The organism is Pseudomonas sp. NFX5, from assembly GCF_049132125.1.
GTDB lineage: Bacteria > Pseudomonadota > Gammaproteobacteria > Pseudomonadales > Pseudomonadaceae > Aquipseudomonas > Aquipseudomonas marginalis.
The window spans coordinates 387134-406871 of record NZ_JAFMZG010000028.1 but is presented as its reverse complement, the minus strand read 5'-3'; the positions used below and the strand labels follow the sequence as shown (position 1 = coordinate 406871).

Annotated in this window: 19 protein-coding genes; 7 read left to right on the top strand and 12 right to left on the bottom strand. The window is 61.1% G+C overall.

Annotated elements, in window-relative coordinates:
* Window positions 1-89: 89 nt before the first annotated feature.
* From era to lptF, 6 genes are all read right to left on the bottom strand, one after another.
* Window positions 90-992, bottom strand: a complete 903-nt coding sequence (gene era, locus J1N02_RS18995; protein WP_027604661.1) for a GTPase Era — start codon at window positions 990-992, stop codon at window positions 90-92.
* Window positions 985-1674: a ribonuclease III gene (gene rnc, locus J1N02_RS18990; protein WP_027604662.1), complete on the bottom strand. Its 690-nt coding sequence runs from the start codon at window positions 1672-1674 to the stop codon at window positions 985-987. The genes era and rnc overlap by 8 nt, the downstream gene beginning before the upstream one ends.
* A gap of 147 nt (window positions 1675-1821) precedes the next feature.
* Window positions 1822-2676: a signal peptidase I gene (gene lepB, locus J1N02_RS18985; protein WP_027604663.1), complete on the bottom strand. Its 855-nt coding sequence runs from the start codon at window positions 2674-2676 to the stop codon at window positions 1822-1824.
* 5 nt (window positions 2677-2681) lie between these two features.
* Window positions 2682-4481, bottom strand: a complete 1800-nt coding sequence (lepA, locus tag J1N02_RS18980; protein ID WP_027604664.1) for a translation elongation factor 4 — start codon at window positions 4479-4481, stop codon at window positions 2682-2684.
* A gap of 151 nt (window positions 4482-4632) precedes the next feature.
* Complete coding sequence (gene lptG, locus J1N02_RS18975) at window positions 4633-5712, bottom strand: LPS export ABC transporter permease LptG (RefSeq protein WP_027604665.1); 1080 nt, start codon at window positions 5710-5712, stop codon at window positions 4633-4635.
* Entirely contained in the window at window positions 5705-6823 is a 1119-nt protein-coding gene (gene lptF / locus J1N02_RS18970) for an LPS export ABC transporter permease LptF (RefSeq protein WP_027604666.1), read from the bottom strand. The genes lptG and lptF overlap by 8 nt, the downstream gene beginning before the upstream one ends.
* A 274-nt stretch (window positions 6824-7097) precedes the next feature.
* On the opposite strand from lptF, the gene J1N02_RS18965 reads away from it, so the two are divergent.
* From J1N02_RS18965 to rlmF, 5 genes are all read left to right on the top strand, one after another.
* Window positions 7098-8588: a leucyl aminopeptidase gene (locus tag J1N02_RS18965; protein WP_027604667.1), complete on the top strand. Its 1491-nt coding sequence runs from the start codon at window positions 7098-7100 to the stop codon at window positions 8586-8588.
* Window positions 8589-8639: 51 nt separating this feature from the next.
* Window positions 8640-9068: a DNA polymerase III subunit chi gene (locus J1N02_RS18960; protein WP_092356241.1), complete on the top strand. Its 429-nt coding sequence runs from the start codon at window positions 8640-8642 to the stop codon at window positions 9066-9068.
* A gap of 4 nt (window positions 9069-9072) precedes the next feature.
* Window positions 9073-9468, top strand: coding sequence for a hypothetical protein (locus J1N02_RS18955; protein WP_043293424.1), 396 nt, complete (start codon window positions 9073-9075; stop codon window positions 9466-9468).
* 149 nt (window positions 9469-9617) lie between these two features.
* Complete coding sequence (locus J1N02_RS18950; protein ID WP_027604670.1) at window positions 9618-12464, top strand: valine--tRNA ligase; 2847 nt, start codon at window positions 9618-9620, stop codon at window positions 12462-12464.
* 238 nt (window positions 12465-12702) lie between these two features.
* On the top strand, window positions 12703-13719 hold the full coding sequence (rlmF, locus tag J1N02_RS18945; RefSeq protein ID WP_027604671.1) for a 23S rRNA (adenine(1618)-N(6))-methyltransferase RlmF: 1017 nt from the start codon (window positions 12703-12705) through the stop codon (window positions 13717-13719).
* 68 nt (window positions 13720-13787) lie between these two features.
* On the opposite strand, the gene J1N02_RS18940 is transcribed toward rlmF, so the two are convergent.
* On the bottom strand, window positions 13788-14069 hold the full coding sequence (locus J1N02_RS18940) for an HU family DNA-binding protein (RefSeq protein ID WP_003188840.1): 282 nt from the start codon (window positions 14067-14069) through the stop codon (window positions 13788-13790).
* Window positions 14070-14465: 396 nt separating this feature from the next.
* Between J1N02_RS18940 and yejK the strand changes: the two genes are divergently transcribed.
* Window positions 14466-15470 carry a nucleoid-associated protein YejK gene (yejK, locus tag J1N02_RS18935; protein ID WP_012722392.1) on the top strand — a complete coding sequence of 335 codons (1005 nt, stop codon included), beginning with the start codon at window positions 14466-14468 and terminating at the stop codon, window positions 15468-15470.
* Window positions 15470-15820: a glutaredoxin family protein gene (locus J1N02_RS18930; RefSeq protein WP_027604672.1), complete on the top strand. Its 351-nt coding sequence runs from the start codon at window positions 15470-15472 to the stop codon at window positions 15818-15820. The genes yejK and J1N02_RS18930 overlap by 1 nt, the downstream gene beginning before the upstream one ends.
* On the opposite strand, the gene J1N02_RS18925 is transcribed toward J1N02_RS18930, so the two are convergent.
* From J1N02_RS18925 to J1N02_RS18905, 5 genes are read right to left on the bottom strand one after another with little or no spacing between them, the layout of a single operon-like run.
* Complete coding sequence (locus J1N02_RS18925) at window positions 15821-16798, bottom strand: FecR family protein (RefSeq protein WP_421147574.1); 978 nt, start codon at window positions 16796-16798, stop codon at window positions 15821-15823. It lies immediately after the preceding gene.
* Window positions 16795-17373, bottom strand: coding sequence for an RNA polymerase sigma factor (locus tag J1N02_RS18920; RefSeq protein WP_027604674.1), 579 nt, complete (start codon window positions 17371-17373; stop codon window positions 16795-16797). The genes J1N02_RS18925 and J1N02_RS18920 overlap by 4 nt, the downstream gene beginning before the upstream one ends.
* Before the next feature lie 9 nt (window positions 17374-17382).
* A complete protein-coding gene (locus tag J1N02_RS18915; protein WP_027604675.1) occupies window positions 17383-17709 on the bottom strand; it encodes a DUF3325 domain-containing protein in 327 nt (108 codons plus the stop codon).
* Complete coding sequence (locus J1N02_RS18910) at window positions 17710-19284, bottom strand: PepSY-associated TM helix domain-containing protein (protein WP_421147573.1); 1575 nt, start codon at window positions 19282-19284, stop codon at window positions 17710-17712.
* A complete protein-coding gene (locus J1N02_RS18905; protein WP_027604677.1) occupies window positions 19281-19583 on the bottom strand; it encodes a DUF3649 domain-containing protein in 303 nt (100 codons plus the stop codon). Before J1N02_RS18905 ends, J1N02_RS18910 begins: the two co-directional genes overlap by 4 nt.
* Window positions 19584-19738 lie beyond the last annotated feature (155 nt).

The following is a 19738-nucleotide window of genomic DNA, read 5'->3' as shown; positions in this document are numbered from 1 at the left end:
CGATAGCGGTGGATCAGTTAATAAATAAGTGACTGATCCACCGCTATCGGGGGCAAGCCCCCTCCCACATTTTTTGCCCTGCGGTGTCCTTACAGGTCGCCGTAGCCGAGGGAGCGCAGTGCGCGCTCATCATCGGACCAGCCGCCTTTAACCTTCACCCACAGGTTAAGCATGATCTTGGAATCGAACAGCAATTCCATGTCCTTGCGCGCTTCGGTGCCGATGCGCTTGATGCGCTCGCCCTTGTCGCCGATGATGATTTTCTTCTGGCCGTCACGTTCGACGAGGATCAGCGCATGGATATGCAGTGTCTTGCCCTGCTGCTTGAACTCTTCGATTTCGACGGTGATCTGGTACGGCAGCTCGGCGCCCATCTGGCGCATGATTTTCTCACGCACCAGTTCGGCGGCGAGGAAACGGCTGCTGCGGTCGGTGATCTGGTCTTCCGGGAAGAAGTGCTCGTTCTCCGGCAGGTAACCGGCGATCACGCGCTCCAGGGCTTCGAGGTTGTGCCCGTGCTGGGCCGAGATCGGCATGATCTGGGCGTTCGGCAGTTGCTCCTGCAGCCAGCTCAGGTGCGGCATCAGCTCGGCTTTGTCTTCGATGCGGTCGGTCTTGTTCAACGCGACGATCAAAGGGCCAGTGACGTACTGCACGCGCTCGAGGACCATCTGGTCTTCGTCGGTCCACTTGGTGCGGTCGACCACGAAGATCACCACGTCCACGTCTTTCAACGCCGCCGAGGCCGTCTTGTTCATGTAGCGGTTAAGGGCTTTCTCGCCGCCCTTGTGCATGCCCGGGGTGTCGACGTAGACCGCTTGCACGCTGCCTTCGGTCTTGATGCCCAGCATGTTGTGGCGGGTGGTCTGCGGCTTGCGCGAGGTGATTGCAAGCTTCTGGCCGAGGATATGGTTCAGCAGCGTGGACTTGCCCACGTTCGGGCGGCCGACGATGGCAACATAGCCACAGCGTGTTGCGGTTGAATCAGTCATGGCCATTCTCCACGCCCAGGGCAATCAGTGCTGCAGCGGCCGCTACCTGTTCGGCAATACGACGGCTCACACCCTGACCTCGGCTTTTTTCATTCAGTAAGGTGATTTCACATTCCACGAAGAACACGCGGCAATGGGGTTCACCCTGGATATCCACCACTTCGTAGCGTGGCAGGTCGCAACCGCGCGATTGCAGGAACTCCTGCAAGCGGGTCTTTGGATCCTTGTTGGTGTCGACCAGCGTGAGGCTTTCGATCTCGGAGGTCAGCCACGCGGTGACGCGCTCCTTGGCCGCTTCCATGCCGGCATCGAGGTAGATCGCGCCGATCAACGCCTCAAGCGCATCGGCCAGGATCGACTCACGGCGGAACCCGCCGCTCTTCAACTCGCCGGAACCCAGGCGCAGGTACTCACCCAGGCCAAAACCACGGGCCAGTACGGCCAGGGTCTCGCCCTTTACCAGGCGTGCGCGTAAACGCGACAGCTGACCTTCACGGGCTTGGGGGAAGCGCTCGAACAGTGCTTCACCGGCGACGAAATTGAGGATGGCATCACCGAGGAATTCCAGGCGTTCGTTATTACGCCCTGCAAAGCTGCGGTGTGTGAGGGCAAGGACCATCAATTCCTGATCCTTGAAGGTGTAGCCGAGCTGGCGCTCGAGACGACTTAGAGAAACGGTCACGGTTTACCCATATCTGTGTGGTGGCACCGGCGGCCATCGACGATTGACGCAGTGTTCAAATTCAAATCCTGGTTGGTATTGCACGGGGACGGGAAATGTCCAAGCCCCAGAAAAGCATTCGGCGCTGTGTGCACAGCGCCGCTTGTATTACTTGATCAGCCCGACCCGCGAGAAGTTCGGCAGGTGGCTGAGCTTGGGTTCCGGCCAGCTCATCCAGACCGCAAAGGCCTTGCCGACGATATTCTGGTCGGGAACCATGCCCAGCAGGTCCTTGGGAATGCTGGGGTCATCCCAGTAACGGCTGTCATTGGAGTTGTCGCGGTTGTCGCCCATCATGAAGTAGTGCCCGGCCGGCACTTTCCACTCGCCGTCAGGCATGGCACGGTAGCGGCTCATTTCCTTGCGGATTTCATGCTCTACCGCACCGAGTTTTTCCTGGTACAGCTCGGCACTGCCCAGGCTGTTCGGTTCGGAACCGATCAGCTTCTCGGCCACCGACTCGCCGTTGATGAACAGGCGCTTGTCGCTGGTGTAGCGAATCACGTCGCCCGGCAGGCCTACCACACGCTTGATGTAGTTGACGTTCGGGTCGCTCGGGTAGCGGAACACCATCACATCGCCGCGTTGCGGATCACCGACTTCGATGACCTTCTTGTCGATCACCGGCAGGCGAATCCCGTAGGAAAACTTGTTCACCAGGATGAAGTCGCCCACGTCCAGGGTAGGTTTCATCGAGCCCGACGGGATCTGAAACGGTTCCACCAGGAACGAACGCAGCACCAGCACGATGAACAACACCGGAAAGAACGACTTGCCGTATTCAACCAGCAAGGGCTCTTTGTTCAGCTTCTCGATCACCATGCCATCGGGCTGGCTGACGCTGCCCTGATAGGACGCGATAGCCGCCCGCCGACGCGGGGCGAAGAACACCAGATCGAGCAACGCCAGGAGACCGCAAACGGCAACGGCGATGACCAGCAACAGCGGGAAATTTAGCGACATAGGACCTAACTATCCAACCTGAGCACCGCAAGGAAGGCTTCTTGTGGAATTTCCACGTTGCCCACTTGCTTCATGCGTTTTTTACCGGCCTTTTGCTTCTCAAGCAGCTTGCGCTTACGGCTTACGTCACCGCCGTAGCATTTGGCCAGTACGTTCTTTCTGAGTGCCTTGACGGAGGTTCGCGCAATGATCTGCCCGCCAATGGCGGCCTGGATCGCGACGTCGAACATCTGGCGCGGAATCAGTTCTTTCATCTTCTCGGTCAACTGGCGACCTTTGTAGTGCGCATTGTCCTTGTGCACGATCAGTGCCAGGGCATCGACCTTGTCGCCGTTGATCAACACATCCAGTTTCACCAGATTAGCCGATTGGTAACGGTCGAAATGGTAATCCAGCGAAGCATAGCCGCGACTGGTGGATTTGAGACGGTCAAAGAAGTCCAGGACCACTTCGTTCATCGGCAAATCGTAGGTCACTTGCACCTGGGTACCGAGGAACAGCATGTCGTGCTGCACGCCACGCTTTTCGATACACAGGGTAATGACGTTGCCCAGGTGTTCCTGCGGGACAAGGATATTGGCCCGCACGATCGGTTCGCGCATGTCTTCGATGGAAGACAGGTCTGGAAGCTTGGACGGGTTGTCGACGTAAATCGTTTCACCGTTTTTGAGCAGCAGCTCGAAAATAACCGTCGGCGCCGTGGTGATCAGGTCCAGGTCGTATTCGCGCTCAAGGCGCTCCTGGATGATTTCCATGTGCAGCATGCCGAGGAAGCCGCAGCGGAAGCCGAAGCCCAGGGCGTCGGAGCTTTCCGGGGTGTACTGCAACGACGAGTCGTTGAGGGTCAGCTTTTGCAGGGCTTCGCGGAAGTCTTCGAAGTCGTCGGAGCTGACCGGGAACAGGCCGGCGTAGACCTGCGGCTGGATGCGTTTGAAGCCCGGCAGCACGTCGACGTCAGGGGTGGAGCTCAAGGTCAGGGTGTCACCCACCGGCGCACCGTGGATGTCCTTGATACCGGCGATGATGAAGCCTACTTCACCGGCTTTCAGATCAGTGGTCGCGGTGTGCTTGGGATTGAATACACCGACGCTGTCCACCAGGTGGATCTTGCCGGTGGACTTGACCAGGATCTTGTCGCCCTTCTTCACACGGCCGTGGCGCACGCGTACCAGGGAGACAACCCCCAGGTAGTTGTCGAACCAGGAGTCGATGATCAACGCTTGCAGCGGATCTTCGTAGTTGCCGGTGGGGGCTGGAATGGTCTTGACCAGGCGCTCGAGCACTTCATCGACGCCCAGGCCGGTCTTGGCGCTGCACTCGACGGCGTCGGTGGCGTCAATGCCGATGATTTTTTCGATTTCTTCTTTTACGCGGTCCGGATCGGCCTGCGGCAGGTCGATCTTGTTCAGCACCGGCATGACTTCCAGGCCTTGCTCGATGGCGGTGTAGCAGTTGGCCACGGACTGGGCTTCAACGCCCTGGCCCGCGTCCACCACCAGCAGCGCACCTTCGCAGGCCGCCAGGGAGCGGCTGACTTCATAGGTGAAGTCCACGTGGCCGGGGGTGTCAATGAAGTTCAACTGGTACTTGATACCGTCTTTGGCGGTGTAGTACAGGGTAACGCTGTGGGCCTTGATGGTGATCCCGCGCTCGCGTTCGAGGTCCATGGAGTCCAGCACCTGGGCTTCCATTTCACGCTCGGCAAGGCCGCCGCACATCTGGATGAATCGATCGGCCAGCGTCGACTTACCATGGTCAATGTGGGCGATGATGGAGAAATTGCGGATATGACTCAAATCACTCACGGATCAACACTCAAAAAGGCTGCAGGCAGATTGCCCGCTGAAAAATAGCCGGGAATTGTACCTGATGCTCAGGCCGGGCGTCATCTTTGCTGACCAGAACAAAAATGCCCCGCTCATCCGAGCGGGGCATTTTTTATCCAACGGCGCGGTATCAGCCGGCCCGGCGCAGCAGCCAGAACCCGGCCAGGGCGCAGATGGCCGTCGGCACCAGCACTGCAAACAGTGGCGAGAACCCGAACACCAGGCTCGACGGGCCGAGCAGGTCCTGGGCGATGCGGAAGGTGAAACCGACCAGCACGCCCGTGAATACCCGCTGACCGAGGGTGACGGAGCGCAACGGACCGAAGATGAACGAGATCGCCATCAACACCAGTGCGGCGGTCACCACCGGTTGCAACACCTTGACCCAAAATGCCAGCCAGTAACGACCGTTATTCAAGCCTTGATCCTTCAGGTAGTGGATATAGCCCCACAACCCGGAGATCGGCAGGCTTTCGGGGATCATCACCACCGTATTGAGCAGTTCCGGCTTGAGGGCGATATCCCACTCTTCACTCGGCACATTGATCACTTCGGTGCTGGCCTTGGTGCCTTGGCCGACATTGCGGAAGTAAGTCGTGGTGACGTCGGTCAGTTGCCACTTTTCGTCGCCGTACTGCGCGCGTTTGGCGAAACTGGACGACAGCATGTGACGTTCCTTGTCGAACGTGTAGCGCGTCACACCGATCAACAGCCCGCCCGGTTGCACGGCGTTGATGTGGATGAACTCATCACCCTGGCGGTGCCACAGGCCATGCTTGGCGCTTTGTGCATCGCCCGAGCCCTGGGCCAGGGCGCGATTGGCCTGGGCGGTGGTTTCGGCCGGCGGCGCGACGTACTCACCGATCAGCACGCTGCACAGCATCAGCAGCAACATTGGCTTCATGACCGCCCAGACGATACGCCCCACGGACACCCCGGCGGCGCGCATGATGGTCAGTTCGCTGTTGCTGGCCAGGCTGCCCAGGCCGATCAGGCAACCGATCAGCGCGGCCATCGGCATCATGTCGTAGAGACGACGCGGCGCGGTCAGTGCCACGTAGCCGAGCACGTCCCATACGGTATAGGTGTCGCTGACGTTGCCGACTTCATCGATGAAGGCGAACAACGAGGCCAGGCCCAGGATAATGCCCAGTACCGCCAGGATGGCGATCAGGACGCTGCTACCAATGTAGCGATCGAGCTTAGCCACGAGCCAACTCCTTCTGGCCACGACGGCTCATCATTTTCAAACGAATAGGCTCCCAATACAGCAGCCCCAGGCCGATCACCAGGAACATGCCGTGCACCCACCACAGGCCCAGGACCGGCGACAGCTTGCCTTTCTCCAGGGAGCCACGGGCGGAAATCAGGATGGTGAGGTAAGCCATGTACAGCAGGATCGCCGGCAACAGCTTGAGGAAACGGCCCTGGCGCGGGTTGACGCGCGACAGCGGCACGGCCATCAGGGTCACGATAAACACCAGCAGCGGCAGGGAAATCCGCCATTGCAGCTCGGCGATGGAACGCAGTTCCTTGCTGCCGAGCAGGTCCGCCGTGGGGATGGCGTCGCGGTCGGTGACTTCGTCGCTGATATCCGGGCGGGCCAGCATCACGCCATAGGTGTCGTACTTGATCGCGCGATAGTCGGCCATGCCTGGACTGCCATCGTAGCGATAGCCATTTTCCAGGATCAGGTAGCGGCTGCCGTCAGGACGCACTTCCTGGCGGCCCGAATCGGCCACCAGCACGGAAATGCCCCGGTCTTTCTTGTCCTGGCCAAACCGTTTCTCGGAGATGAACACACCGCCCAGGTTGGCGCGGTCGTCGGTCAGGGTTTCCGTGTAGGTCACCCGCGAGCCGTCATTGAGTGCCTGGAAACGGCCCGGCTCGAGGGTATCGAACTCGGTCATCGCATCCTGCTTGTTCAGCACCAGCTGGAACTGCATGGCGCCCTGGGGAGCCAGGCTCAGGCTCAGCCAGGCCACGATCAGCGCAACACCGGCCGCCGGAATCATGGTCATGCCCAGCAGGCGCTGCTGGCTCATGCCGGTGGCCGAGAGCACGGTCATTTCACTTTCAAGGTACAAGCGGCCGTAGGCCAGCAGGATGCCGAGGAACAGGCCCAGCGGCAGGATCAGTTGCAAGAATCCCGGCAGGCGAAAGCCCATGATCAGGAACAGCGAGCCTGGGTCCAGGGCGCCGGAGGCAGCCTGGGCCAGGTATTTGACGAAACGACCACTCATGATGATGACCAGCAGGACCGCACTCACGGCACTCAGGGTCAACAGGACTTCGCGGGACAGATAACGGAAGACGATCAAACCAGACACTCCAGGGTTGTCAGGCTAAGGCGGCCAAACAAGCAAGCATACCGAGTCAGCCCGTTTGCACCGGGCCGGCTAAAAAGATGGCGCATTATCCTGTGATTGACCGCGCCTGTCACTGCGCAACCTCATGCGCAGGCACAAAGGGTTGTCAGGCTCCGTCGGCGAGGTTCAAACTGCGGCCTTTGTCGCTGGTGGTTTACACAGCCGCCACGCTTTAAAGCCTGCGTACAGACGCCAGGCTCTCAGACCTTATATAAGGGACCCGAAAATGGAATTGGTTGTAAAAAGCGTTAGCCCCGAAACGTTGAAAACCGCCACCCTCGTGGTCGCCATCGGCGAAGGCCGCAAGCTCGGCGTAGCCGCCAGGCAGCTCGACGAACTCAGCGGCGGCGCGATCAGCGCGGTCCTCAAGCGCGGCGACCTGGCCGGCAAAGTCGGCCAGAGCCTGCTGCTGCAAAGCCTGCCCAACCTGAAAGCCGACCGCGTATTGCTGGTGGGCGTGGGCAAGGACGCTGAACTGGGCGACCGTCCGTTCCGCAAGATCATCAGCGGCATCCTCAACACCCTGAAGGGCCTGGGCGGCAGCGATGCCGCACTGGCACTCGATGAAATCGTGGTCAAGGGCCGTGACAGCTACGGCAAGACCCGCCTGCTGGCCGAAACCCTGGTGGACGGCGGCTACATTTTCGATCAGTTCAAGAGCCAGAAAGCCGAACCCCGCGCCCTGAAGAAAATCACCCTGCTGACCATCAAGGCCGCCCAGGCTGAAGTCGAGCGCGCCGTGACCCACGCCCAGGCCATCGCCAATGGCATGTCGTTCACCCGCGACCTGGGCAACCTGCCGCCGAACATCTGCCACCCGACCTACCTGGGCGAACAGGCCAAGGCATTGGGTAAAGAGTTCAAGGGCCTGAAAGTCGAAGTCCTGGACGAGAAGAAGATCAAGGAACTGGGCATGGGCTCGTTCTATGCCGTGGGCCAGGGCAGCGACCAGCCGCCACGCCTGATCGTGATGCAATACAACGGCGGCAAGAAGTCCGAGAAGCCTTACGCCCTGGTCGGCAAAGGCATCACCTTCGACACCGGCGGCATCAGCCTCAAGCCGGGCCTGGGCATGGACGAGATGAAGTACGACATGGGCGGCGCCGCCAGCGTATTCGGCACCCTGCGCGCCGTGCTGGAACTGAAGCTGCCGATCAACCTGGTGTGCATCCTGGCCTGCGCCGAGAACATGCCCAGCGGCGGCGCGGCCCGTCCGGGCGACATCGTCACCACCCTCAGCGGCCAGACCGTGGAAATCCTCAACACCGACGCCGAAGGCCGCCTGGTGCTGTGCGATGCCCTGACCTACGCCGAGCGCTTCAAGCCACAGGCCGTGATCGACATCGCCACCCTGACCGGCGCCTGCATCGTGGCACTGGGCTCCCACACCTCGGGCCTGCTGGGCAATAACGACGAGCTGATCGAGCAACTGCTCAGCGCCGGCAAGGCCGCCGACGACCGCGCCTGGCAACTGCCGCTGTTCGATGAGTACCAGGAGCAGCTGGACAGCCCGTTCGCCGACATCGCCAACATCGGCGGCCCGAAAGCCGGCACCATCACGGCTGCGTGCTTCCTGTCGCGCTTCGCCAAGAACTTCAACTGGGCGCACCTGGACATCGCCGGCACGGCCTGGACCAGCGGCGGCAAGGACAAGGGCGCCACCGGCCGTCCGGTGCCATTGCTGACCCAATACCTGCTGGACCGCGCCAAAGCCTGACACTGAAGATGCCGGGGCGGTGATCTCACCGCCCCGGCCTCAGGAACCGCAATGACCCAAGTCGACTTCTATATATTGCCCAGCGCCGATCCGCTCGCGCGCCTGGACTTCGCCTGCAAGCTCACCGAGAAAGCCTGGCGCATGGGCCACCGCATCTACCTGCATTGCAGCGATGCCGCCCAACGCGACGAGCTCGACGCCCGCCTGTGGCGCTTCAAGGGCGAAAGCTTCGTGCCCCACGGCCCCGCAGAATCAGAACCCGAAGGCCAGGTTGCCCTGGGTTTGGGAGACAGTTGCGGCAATCACCAGGACCTGCTGGTCAACCTGGACCTGAAAGTACCGCCTTTTGCCAAGGCCTTCGCCCGTGTGGCGGAAGTGGTGGTGGAAGATCCGGCTATTCGTCAGGCCGCGCGGGAGAGTTTCCGTTTCTACCGCGAACAGGGCTATCCTTTGCAAGATCACCGGCTACAACGACTTTGAGTACATGATGGACACTCCCAACCCGACAAAAAAAGATGACCACCTGCTGGACGACCTCGAGTCGATTCGTCAGTTGCTGGGTGATGATGACTTGCAACCGCCACTATTGACCGAACAGGCCGATGGCGAGGTACAGATTCCGCTGTTGTTCGACATGGTCGGTAGCAAGCAAGCTGCACCAGAACCGGTTGTCGAAGCCCCCGTTGTGGTGGACGCTGCCCCTGCTGCGGCTGAAAAGGGTCCCGACGCCCTGCTGCTGCACCTGGACAACGAACTGCGTGCCGCTGCGCAATTGATCATGCAAGATGTGATCGACGACTTTGCCCCCCATATCGAAACCGAGATCAAGCGCCGGATGGATGCACGGATGGAGCGGCTGCTCAGCCAGTACCAGTCTTGAACCGTCCATAGATCCCCTGTGGGAGGTGGCAAACTCCTCCCACATTTGATTGCCTGCACCTTAAGCCCGCCTTCGCCTCGCCCTGCGCCCTATCCCCCGTTATACTTGCCGGCTTTCCTGAATATATGCCAACTAGGGTCCCGCCGCGCATGGATAAGACCTACCAGCCGCACGCTATTGAAACTTCCTGGTACAACACCTGGGAGTCCGAGAACTATTTCGCTCCGCAAGGCGCGGGCGAGTCCTACACCATCATGATTCCGCCACCGAACGTCACTGGCAGCCTGCACATGGGCCATGGCTTCAACAATGCGATCATGGATGCGTTGATCCGTTTCCGCCGCATGCAGGGCCGCAACACCCTGTGGCAACCGGGTACCGACCACGCCGGTATCGCCACCCAGATGCTGGTGGAGCGCCAACTCGAAGCCACCGGCCAGAACCGTCACGACCTGGGCCGCGAGAAATTCCTGGAAAAAATCTGGGAATGGAAAGACCAGTCCGGCGGCAACATCAGCCGTCAGATCCGTCGCCTCGGTTCGTCCGTCGATTGGAGTCGCGAGCGCTTCACCATGGATGACGGCCTGTCGGAATCGGTGAAAGAAGCCTTCGTGCGCCTGCATGAAGACGGCCTGATCTACCGCGGCAAGCGCCTGGTCAACTGGGACACCAAGTTGCACACGGCAATTTCCGACCTTGAAGTGGAGAACCACGACGAGAAAGGTTTCCTGTGGAACCTCAAGTACCCACTGGCGGACGGTGCCAGGACCGCTGAGGGCAACGACTACCTGATCGTCGCCACCACCCGTCCGGAAACCATGCTTGGCGACGCCGCCGTCGCGGTCAACCCGAACGACGAGCGCTACCAGGCACTGATCGGCAAGTTCGTCGAGTTGCCGCTGGTAGGCCGCCGCATCCCGATCATCGCCGACGATTACTGCGACCCTGAATTCGGCACCGGCTGTGTGAAAATCACCCCGGCCCACGATTTCAACGACTACGAAGTCGGCAAGCGCCACAACCTGCCGCTGTTGAATATCTTCGACAAGAATGCCGCCGTGCTGCCGGCCTGCCAGGTGTTCAACCTGGACGGTACGCTGAACGAGAGCATCGACGGCAAGATCCCGGCCGAATACGCCGGCCTTGACCGTTTCGAAGCGCGCAAGCAGATCGTTGCTGCCTTCGACGCTGCCGGCCTGCTGGTCAGCGTCGACGACCACGGCCTGAAAGTGCCGAAGGGCGACCGCTCCGGCACCGTGATCGAGCCGTGGCTGACCGACCAATGGTACGTGTCCACCAAGCCCCTGGCCGAGCCGGCGATTGCTGCCGTGGAAGACGGGCGTATCCAGTTCGTGCCCAAGCAGTACGAAAACATGTACTTCTCGTGGATGCGCGATATCCAGGATTGGTGCATCAGCCGCCAGCTGTGGTGGGGCCATCGCATTCCGGCCTGGTACGACGAGTCGGGCAAGGTCTACGTGGGCCGCGACGAAGCCGAAGTACGCGCCAAGCACAACCTCGGTCCGGATGTGGCACTGCAACAGGACAACGACGTACTGGACACATGGTTCAGCTCGGGCCTGTGGACCTTCTCCACCCTGGGCTGGCCGCAGCAGACCGAATTCCTGAAGAAATTCCACTCCACCGACGTGCTGGTCACCGGCTTCGACATCATTTTCTTCTGGGTTGCCCGGATGATCATGCTCACCATGCACTTGGTGAAGAACGAGGACGGCACCCCGCAGGTACCGTTCAAGACCGTGTACGTGCACGGCCTGGTGCGGGATGGCCAGGGCCAGAAGATGTCCAAGTCCAAGGGCAACGTCCTCGACCCGCTGGACATCATCGACGGCATCGACCTGGAAACCCTGGTACAGAAACGCACCTCGGGCCTGATGCAGCCGAAACTGGCGAAGAAGATCGAGAAGCAGACCCGCGACGAATTCGCCGACGGCATTGCCAGCTACGGCACCGATGCGCTGCGCTTCACCTTCTGCTCGCTGGCGTCCACCGGTCGCGACATCAAGTTCGACATGGGCCGCGTCGAAGGCTATCGCAACTTCTGCAACAAGATCTGGAACGCCGCGCGCTACGTGCTGGACAAGGGCGAAGACTGCGGCCAGAACGGCGAGGCCATCGAGCTGTCCCTGGCGGATCGCTGGATCATCTCGCAATTGCAGCGCACCGAAGCCGAAGTGACCCGTCAACTCGACCAGTTCCGTTTCGACCTGGCCGCACAGGCCTTGTACGAGTTCATCTGGAACCAGTATTGCGACTGGTACCTGGAACTGTCCAAGCCCGTATTGTGGGACGAAAACGCGCCGATCGAACGTCAGCGCGGCACCCGTCACACCCTGGTACGCGTGCTCGAAGTCGCCTTGCGCCTGGCGCATCCGTTCATGCCGTTCATCACCGAAGAAATCTGGCAGCGCCTCGCGCCGCTGGCCGGCAAAGACGGCAAGACCATCATGCTGCAACCTTGGCCGGTGGCCAACGAAGCACGTATCGATGAGGCGGCCGAAAGCGACATCGAATGGCTCAAGACCCTGATGCTCGGCACGCGCAACATCCGCGCCGAAATGAACATCGGCCCGGGCAAGCCCCTGGCGGTATTCGTGAAGAACGCCAGCGCCGAAGACCAGCGTCGTCTCACCGAGAACGATGCGCTGCTCAAGAAGCTGGCGAAGCTGGAATCGATCACCGTATTGGCGGATGGCGCCGAAGCGCCACTGTCAGCGACCGCGCTGGTCGGCGAGATGGAAGTGCTGGTGCCGATGGCCGGCCTGATCGACAAGGGCGCGGAACTGGCCCGTCTCGACAAGGAAATCCTGCGCCTGCAAGGCGAAGTGGCGCGGGTGGGCGGCAAGCTGTCCAACGCGGCATTCGTCGACAAGGCACCGGCTGAAGTGATCGATAAGGAACGCGCCAAGCTGGCCGAGGCCGAACAGGCTTTGGGCAAGCTGGCGGAGCAACATGCGCGGATTTCCAGCCTGTAAGGGGCAATCCGTGTGAAAAAAGAGACCTTCGGGTCTCTTTTTTTGCCTGGTGTTTCTCAATCCCTTGCTGGCAATACAGTCAATGTGGGAGGGGGCTTGCCCCCGATGGCGATCTGTCAGCCAGGCTAGTCTTGACTGATCCACCGCTATCGGGAGCAAGCCTCCTCCCACATTTGACCGAGTTATCCTCGGGAATGTGTGACAATGGCCGCCACTTTGAGCCAACACCAGAATCATCATGACCGCCCCCACTACGCCCAAACCTCCACGCAAGAAGCCTAAGACCGCAGCCACGGCCAAACCCGTCGCGCCGCGCAAAGAGGCTACCCTGCACCCACGCAACCGCCACACAGGTCGTTACGACTTCCAGGCGTTGATCAAGACCACGCCGGAACTGGCGCAATTCGTGATCATCAACCCCTATGGCAAAGAGAGCATCGACTTCGCCAGCCCGGACGCGGTGCGGGTGTTCAACCGGGCGTTGCTCAAGGCCTTCTATGGCATCCAGCATTGGGACATCCCGGCCGATTACCTGTGCCCGCCGGTACCGGGACGTGCCGACTACGTGCACTTCCTCGCCGACCTGCTGGCCAGTGTCAACGAGGGCAAGATCCCGCGCGGTTCAATCGTCAAGGTGCTGGACATCGGCATGGGCGCCAACTGCGTCTACCCACTGATTGGCTATATGGAGTACCGCTGGAACTTCCTCGGCTCGGAAGTCGACCCCATCGCCGTGGCCGCCGCCAAGGCCATCGTGCAGTCCAACGACCTGAGCAAGGTCATCCAGTTGCGCCAGCAGGAAAACCCCAAGCACATCCTGCTGGGCCTGCTGGAGCCGGGTGAGCGTTTTGACCTGACCATGTGCAACCCACCGTTCCATGCGTCCATGGACGAAGCCACCAAGGGCAGCGAGCGCAAGTGGCGCGCCCTGGGCCGGGCCGATCCCAAGCGCAAATTGCCGGTGCTCAACTTCGGCGGCCAATCGGCCGAGTTGTGGTGTGAAGGCGGTGAAGCGCGCTTCGTGACGCAGTTGATCGCCGAGAGTGCGCACTTTGCCCACAAGGTGTTGTGGTTCAGCACCCTGGTGTCAAAAGCGTCAAACTTGCCCGCGATCGAGACCGCCCTGAAAAAAGCCGGCGTGCTGGAAAGCCAGGTGGTGGAAATGTCCCAGGGCCAGAAGCAGAGCCGTTTCGTGGCCTGGACCTTCCAGACCAAGAACGAACAGCAGATCTGGCGCCAGCGCTGGGTGCGATAGAGACAAATCCCAGGCAACAAAAAACCGTGCCCGGATCGCTCCGGAGCACGGTTTTTTTTTGCTGCGTCTTACTTGTTAACAGCGTCGGTCAGGCCTTTGGCCACAACCAGCTTGATAACTTTCTTGGCAGCGATTTCGATGGCAGCGCCAGTCGAAGGGTTACGGCCAGTACGGGCAGGACGCTCGGTCACTTTCAGTTTGCCAACGCCTGGCAGAGTGATTTCGCCGCCGTTTTCCAGCTGGTCAGCAACAACTTGGCTCAGTTGGTCCAGCAGTGCGCGCACGGTGGTTTTCGGTGCGTCTACTGCTTCAGCCAGGTCAGCGATCAGTTGGTCTTTAGTAATAGCCATTGTGGTGTTCCTTCCCTATCAAATTCATATGGATTGCAGAGTGCAGTGTCAGCCGTCGAGCCCGACCGTCATGGCCTGGCACCCCCGGCTATAACCACGGAGATCGGGGTTATAGATGCTTGAAACGGGGATTGGTTCGACCTGACAGATGCTGAATGCACGCTTATCGCCGAGACTTGGCGTAAGACGGGGCAAAACTAGCACAGAGACGGGGAAATATCCGCTTCTACCTACCCATTTGGTCAGCTTTATCGCTCTAAACCGTGAAAAAAAGGCATATGCCTCGTCCGAGAGCATCCAAAATGCCCTTCGACGCGTGTCTTGACCAATGGGTGCGGTACACTGGGCGACTTTTCGGGGAGGCCGACCGCTCCCCTTCAACCAGCCGAGAAGCCCATGCCGATCCGTCATTGCATCGTCCACCTGATCGACAAAAAACCCGACGGCACACCCGCAGTTCTCCACGCCCGCGACTCCGAGCTCGCCGAGTCGGCCGCCATCGAGAACATGCTTGCCGACCTCAACGAGAGCTACAACGCCAAACAAGGCAAGGCCTGGGGTTTCTTCCATGCCGAATCCGGCGCGCACCCGTTCAGCGGCTGGTTGAAGGAATATTTCGAGGGTGGCCAGGATTTCACCACGTTCAGCCGCACCGCCGTCGAACATCTGCAAAAACTGATGGAAGAGTCCAACCTCTCCACCGGCGGCCACGTGCTGTTTGCCCACTACCAGCAAGGCATGACCGACTACCTGGCCATCGCCCTGCTGCACCACAGCGAAGGCGTGGCGGTGACCGACGAGCTGGACGTGACCCCGTCGCGCCACCTGGACCTGGGCCAACTGCACCTGGCAGCGCGTATCAACGTCTCCGAGTGGCAGAACAACAAGCAGTCCAAGCAGTACATCTCGTTTATCAAGGGCAAGAACGGCAAGAAGGTCTCGGAATACTTCCGCGACTTCATCGGCTGCCAGGAAGGCGTCGACGGCCCGGGCGAGACGCGCACCCTGCTCAAGGCCTTCAGCGACTTCGTCGAAAGCGAAGACCTGCCGGACGAATCCGCCCGCGAAAAAACCAAGACCCTGGTCGATTACGCCAGCAGCCAGGCCAAGCTCGGCGAGCCCATGGGCCTTGAAGAGCTGTCGGGGTTGATCGATGAAGATCGGCCCAAGGCGTTCTACGACCATATCCGCAACAAGGACTACGGCCTGTCGCCGGAAATCCCGGCGGATAAACGCACCCTCAACCAGTTCCGCCGCTTCACCGGGCGCGCCGAGGGCTTGTCCATCAGTTTTGAAGCACACTTGCTGGGCGACAAGATCGAGTACGACGAAGCCGCCGGCACCCTGATCATCAAGGGCCTGCCGACCCAACTGACCGACCAGCTCAAGCGCCGTAACTGATGCTCGGCGGGGTCCTCAAGAAAGTCCTGCTGGTGTTGCTGGTGGTGGTGGTTATCCAGAACTGGGGCAAGGTCGAGCGGCTGCTCAACCCTTCCCAGGTGGTGCCGGAGCAGACGCGAGCATCAGCGCGGGTGGTGCTGTATGCCACCGAGTGGTGCGGCTACTGCAAGCAGATCCGCCGCTTCCTGGACCAGAAGGGTATTCCGTACCAGGCCGTCGATATCGAGAAGGACGCCCAGGCGCGCAAGGCGTATGAAGCGCTGGGCGGTGGCGGGATTCCGTTTGTGGACGTCAACGGGACGCTGATTCGCGACTACAACCCTGACGCGATCATGGCCGCGCTGAAGTAATCAGCGGACCACGATCACCCGCCCCAACAGGCTGTGCTGCTCGAACCCCAATACCGCTTGCAAGGCGTTGAGTACCGCCTGCGGGTCCTTGCTCGGGAAGCTGCCGCTGACGCGCCTGGCACCCATCTCTTCGCTGAGCAGCAGGATGCGGCCAGGGTAGTAACGCCCCAGGTCCTTGACCACATCGGCCAGCGGTGCCTTGTAGTAGTTGAGCCAGCCATCCCGCCAGGCCAGGCGGGATTCGCTGTCGACCGCGTGCAAGGGATCGGCGCTGCCATCGGCGTAGGCCACTTGCTGGCCCGCCGTCAGAATTTGCTGTGGGCCCTGTTTCGACGCGGTCACGCCGACCCGCCCCGACAACACCGTCACCTCGGCCCCTGCCGGTTGCAGGCGCACTTCGAACTGCGTCCCCAGCACCCGCGCTTCGCCGCCGCCCGCCTCGACCACAAAGGACTCGCCGGTGTGGGTGACGCTGAAAAAACCTGCACCGCGACGTAATTGGATATGCCGCTCACCGTGGCTGAAGTCCACGGCAATGGCGCTGTCCGCATCCAGCGTGACCTGGGATTGATCAGCCAGGGTGACGGTCTTCACTTCTCCCGGTGCGCTCACGTAATCGGCGCCGAAATCATCGATCCACCGCGAAGGCTGCCAACCGGCGCCCATGGACACCATCAACACCAGGCACGCCGCCATGGCCAGTGCGCCGGACCAGCGCACCACCCGCGAGCGCCTAGGGGTGTTCATCGCATTAAGGTAGCCCTGCAATGCCAGCGCATCCTCATCCGCCAGTTGGCGTGCCGGCACTTCGCTCAACTCCCAAAGCACCTGGGCCTGGGCATAGGCTTCGACGTGCGCAGGATCGGCCCGTAGCCAGCGGCTGAACGTGGCCTGGTCGCCACTGCTGGGCTGGTCGTGCAACAGGCTCAGCCAGGCCAGTGCGGCTTGTTCCTGGTCTGGCGTGGGGGTCGGATTCACGGTGCTTTCCCTGGCGTGCGCGATGGCGATGGTTCGCGAAGGCTGGCTTTGCAGGCTTCGAGGGCACGCATCATATGTTTTTCCACGGCGCTTTGGGACAGGCCCATGGCCTTGGCGATTTGCGCGTACTTGCGCCCGTGAATGCGGTTGAGCAGGAAGATCTGCCGGGTGCGCTCCGGCAGGCTGCGCAGGGCGGCTTCGACATGCCGCAGGTCGTTGCCCGCCTCGAGCGCCGCCTGGGGCTCTGAGCCCTGGTTATCCTGCTGCTCCGGCAGCCAGCCTTCACTGCTGCGCACCCGCGCGCCTTCGCTGCGCAGGTGGTCGATGGCGATATTGCCGGCGCAGCGCAACAGGTAGGTGCTGAGTTCTTCGACCTGCACCAATGGCCGACGCCAAAACCGCAGGAACAGGTCCTGCACCAGGTCGGCCGCCGTGGCGCGGCACCCGACACGTCGGCTCACCAACGCTTCCATCTGCGAACGCTGGGACAGGAACACCTGCAGGAAATGCGCACGCCCACCCGCCGCGTCAGCCTGCGGGCTGTCCTGGGAATCGGGTGGGGTGCTGATCATCATGGCCGCGGCTCAGAACGTTGCGAAGGCGGCAACAGGGCTGGCCAGCAGGCCGACGCCTGCCAGGAGCAAGGCCAGCCTTGGCCGATACGGCAACAACAGCACCAGCAACAGGGCGCTGAGCATCAACACCGCGCACCACTCCACCAGGCCCAGGCCCCAACCGGCGACAGCCACGGCGGGCCAGATCGACACGGTCAGCAGCAGCCAACCGATGACGCGCAAAGCAATACGCCGCCGAGGCGATGGCTTGCTGTGCAGCAGTTCGCCGTGGTGACGGTCGGTGGACAGGCACAAGGCGGTAAACCCGGCGTAACACATCAGCAGCGCGAGGAGCATTCAGTTCGCCTCCTGCTTGAGCTGCAGCGGCCGCGCCCGTTCGGTCTTGGGCTGCGGGGCCTTGCGGTGCTGCATCTTCCAGGCTGCCCAGGCGAGGAACACGCCGCTGGCCAGGCAGGTCAGGTCGAAGCCGGCCATGGCCCAGTCGCCCGTCGCCAGTGAAGCGCCCAAGTGCTGCGATGTGGTCAGGGCATTGAGCAACGGGATTGCAGCAAACAGCAGTGCTGCGAAGCTCAATTGCTCAACCCAACCCTGGCGGCCCCGGCGCAGGATCCCGTGCAACAGGCTCAGGCCCCAGGCGATAAAGAAGGCCTGCACTTCCCAATCGGAGCGCTCGGCAAAGCCCACCGGCAATAAACGGTTGGCCCAGAAGAAGGCTGCAATGGCGATCAACAGCCCGGACATGCTGGCGATGTTCAGCACTTCCACCAACCGCAGTTCAAACGGCATCACGCCGCTTTTTGCATGTTTGAGTTGCCGCTTGCCGAGCCAGATCACCAGCCCCGTGCCGATCATCGCCGTGCCCGCCAGGCCGCAGATAAAGTACAACCAGCGCAGCACCGGACCGGCGAAATGGCCCATGTGCAGGCCATAGAAGCTGCCGCCGATCGCCGCCGGCAGCGATTGTTCAGCGCTGACCCGCAACAACTCGCCGGTGTTGCCGTTGAACGACACGGTACTGCCGAAGTCATGCACCACGCGGTCGGAGCTGGCACGGAACAGGTTCACCGAAGCGTTTACATCACTCGGGTTGTTCACCGCCAACCGCCCGACATGCCCACCCGCCCACTGCGCCCTCGCCTGCTCGTACATCGGCAGCAATGACAGCAATTGGCCGGGCTGGCCCAGCGCCGGCGCGTTGTTGGTGGCGGGGAACACGTCATTGAAGAAGGCCCGGGTGTCGTTGCCATAGGAGGCCACGATCGGCGCCGGCATCACCATGCTCATGAAAATCACCAGGCTGCTGTAGGTGATCATCAGGTGGAACGGCAGCACCAGCACACCCACCGCGTTATGCCCGTCGAGCCAGGAACGCTGGCCTTTGCGGGGGCGGAAGGTGAAGAAGTCCTTGAAGATTTTCTTGTGGGTGATGATGCCCGTGATCAACGCCACGAACATCACCATCGCTGCAATGGTCGACAGCCAGCGGCCCCACGGGTAAGGCATTTGCAGCTGGAAGTGGAAGCGGTAGAAGAAATCCCCGCCCATGCTTTCCCGGGCCTCTACGGTTTGCCCGCTCACGGGGTCGAGGGTTTTCTGAATGAAATTGCCGCGTTTGCCGGGGTCGACTTTGTCTTGCCACATCACCGACAGGCCAGGGTCGCGGCTATCCGGCAAAGTGATGAACCAGCGTGCGGCCGTGGGTGCGACCTTCTGCAGGTAGTCCTGGGCGACACTCAGGCTGCGCGCGTCATCCAGGGGATGGGCCTGTACTTCGGGTTGCATCCAGTGGGTGATCTCATCCTTGAAATAGGCCAGGGTGCCCGTCAGGAAAATCGCAAACAGCAGCCAGCCAAAGATCAGACCGGCCCAGGTGTGCAACCAGGCCATGGCCTGGCGAAAGCCCTCTTTCATGTGCGTGCCATCCACAAGCCCACGCCCGCCAGGGTGGCAAACGCCGCACTCGGCAGCATCACGCCGCACCACGCGCGCCATGCCGTACGGCAGGCGAAGCACCACAGCACTGCCAACAGGTAGAACACGAACGAACTCATCATCCCGGTAATCACCGCATCGGCGCGGGACGTTGGCATCCACAGCGCCAGGCAGATGCTGGCCAGGGACGCCATCAGGTAACCGCCGACGACAGCAGCCAGCACGCGCGACGTAACGGCGAGACGATAGGAAGCAGGCAGTGAGGTTTTGCTTTTCATGCGGGAGGCGCCAGGTTCATCAGCGCGCAATATTAATGATAAATATTCTCATAAGCAAAACAGAACGGATGAAACACCTGCCTTCGCACATTGCCGAACGGTTGGCGGCCCCCTACAATGCGAACAATTCTTGTTCTCTAAAGCATGCCGAGATT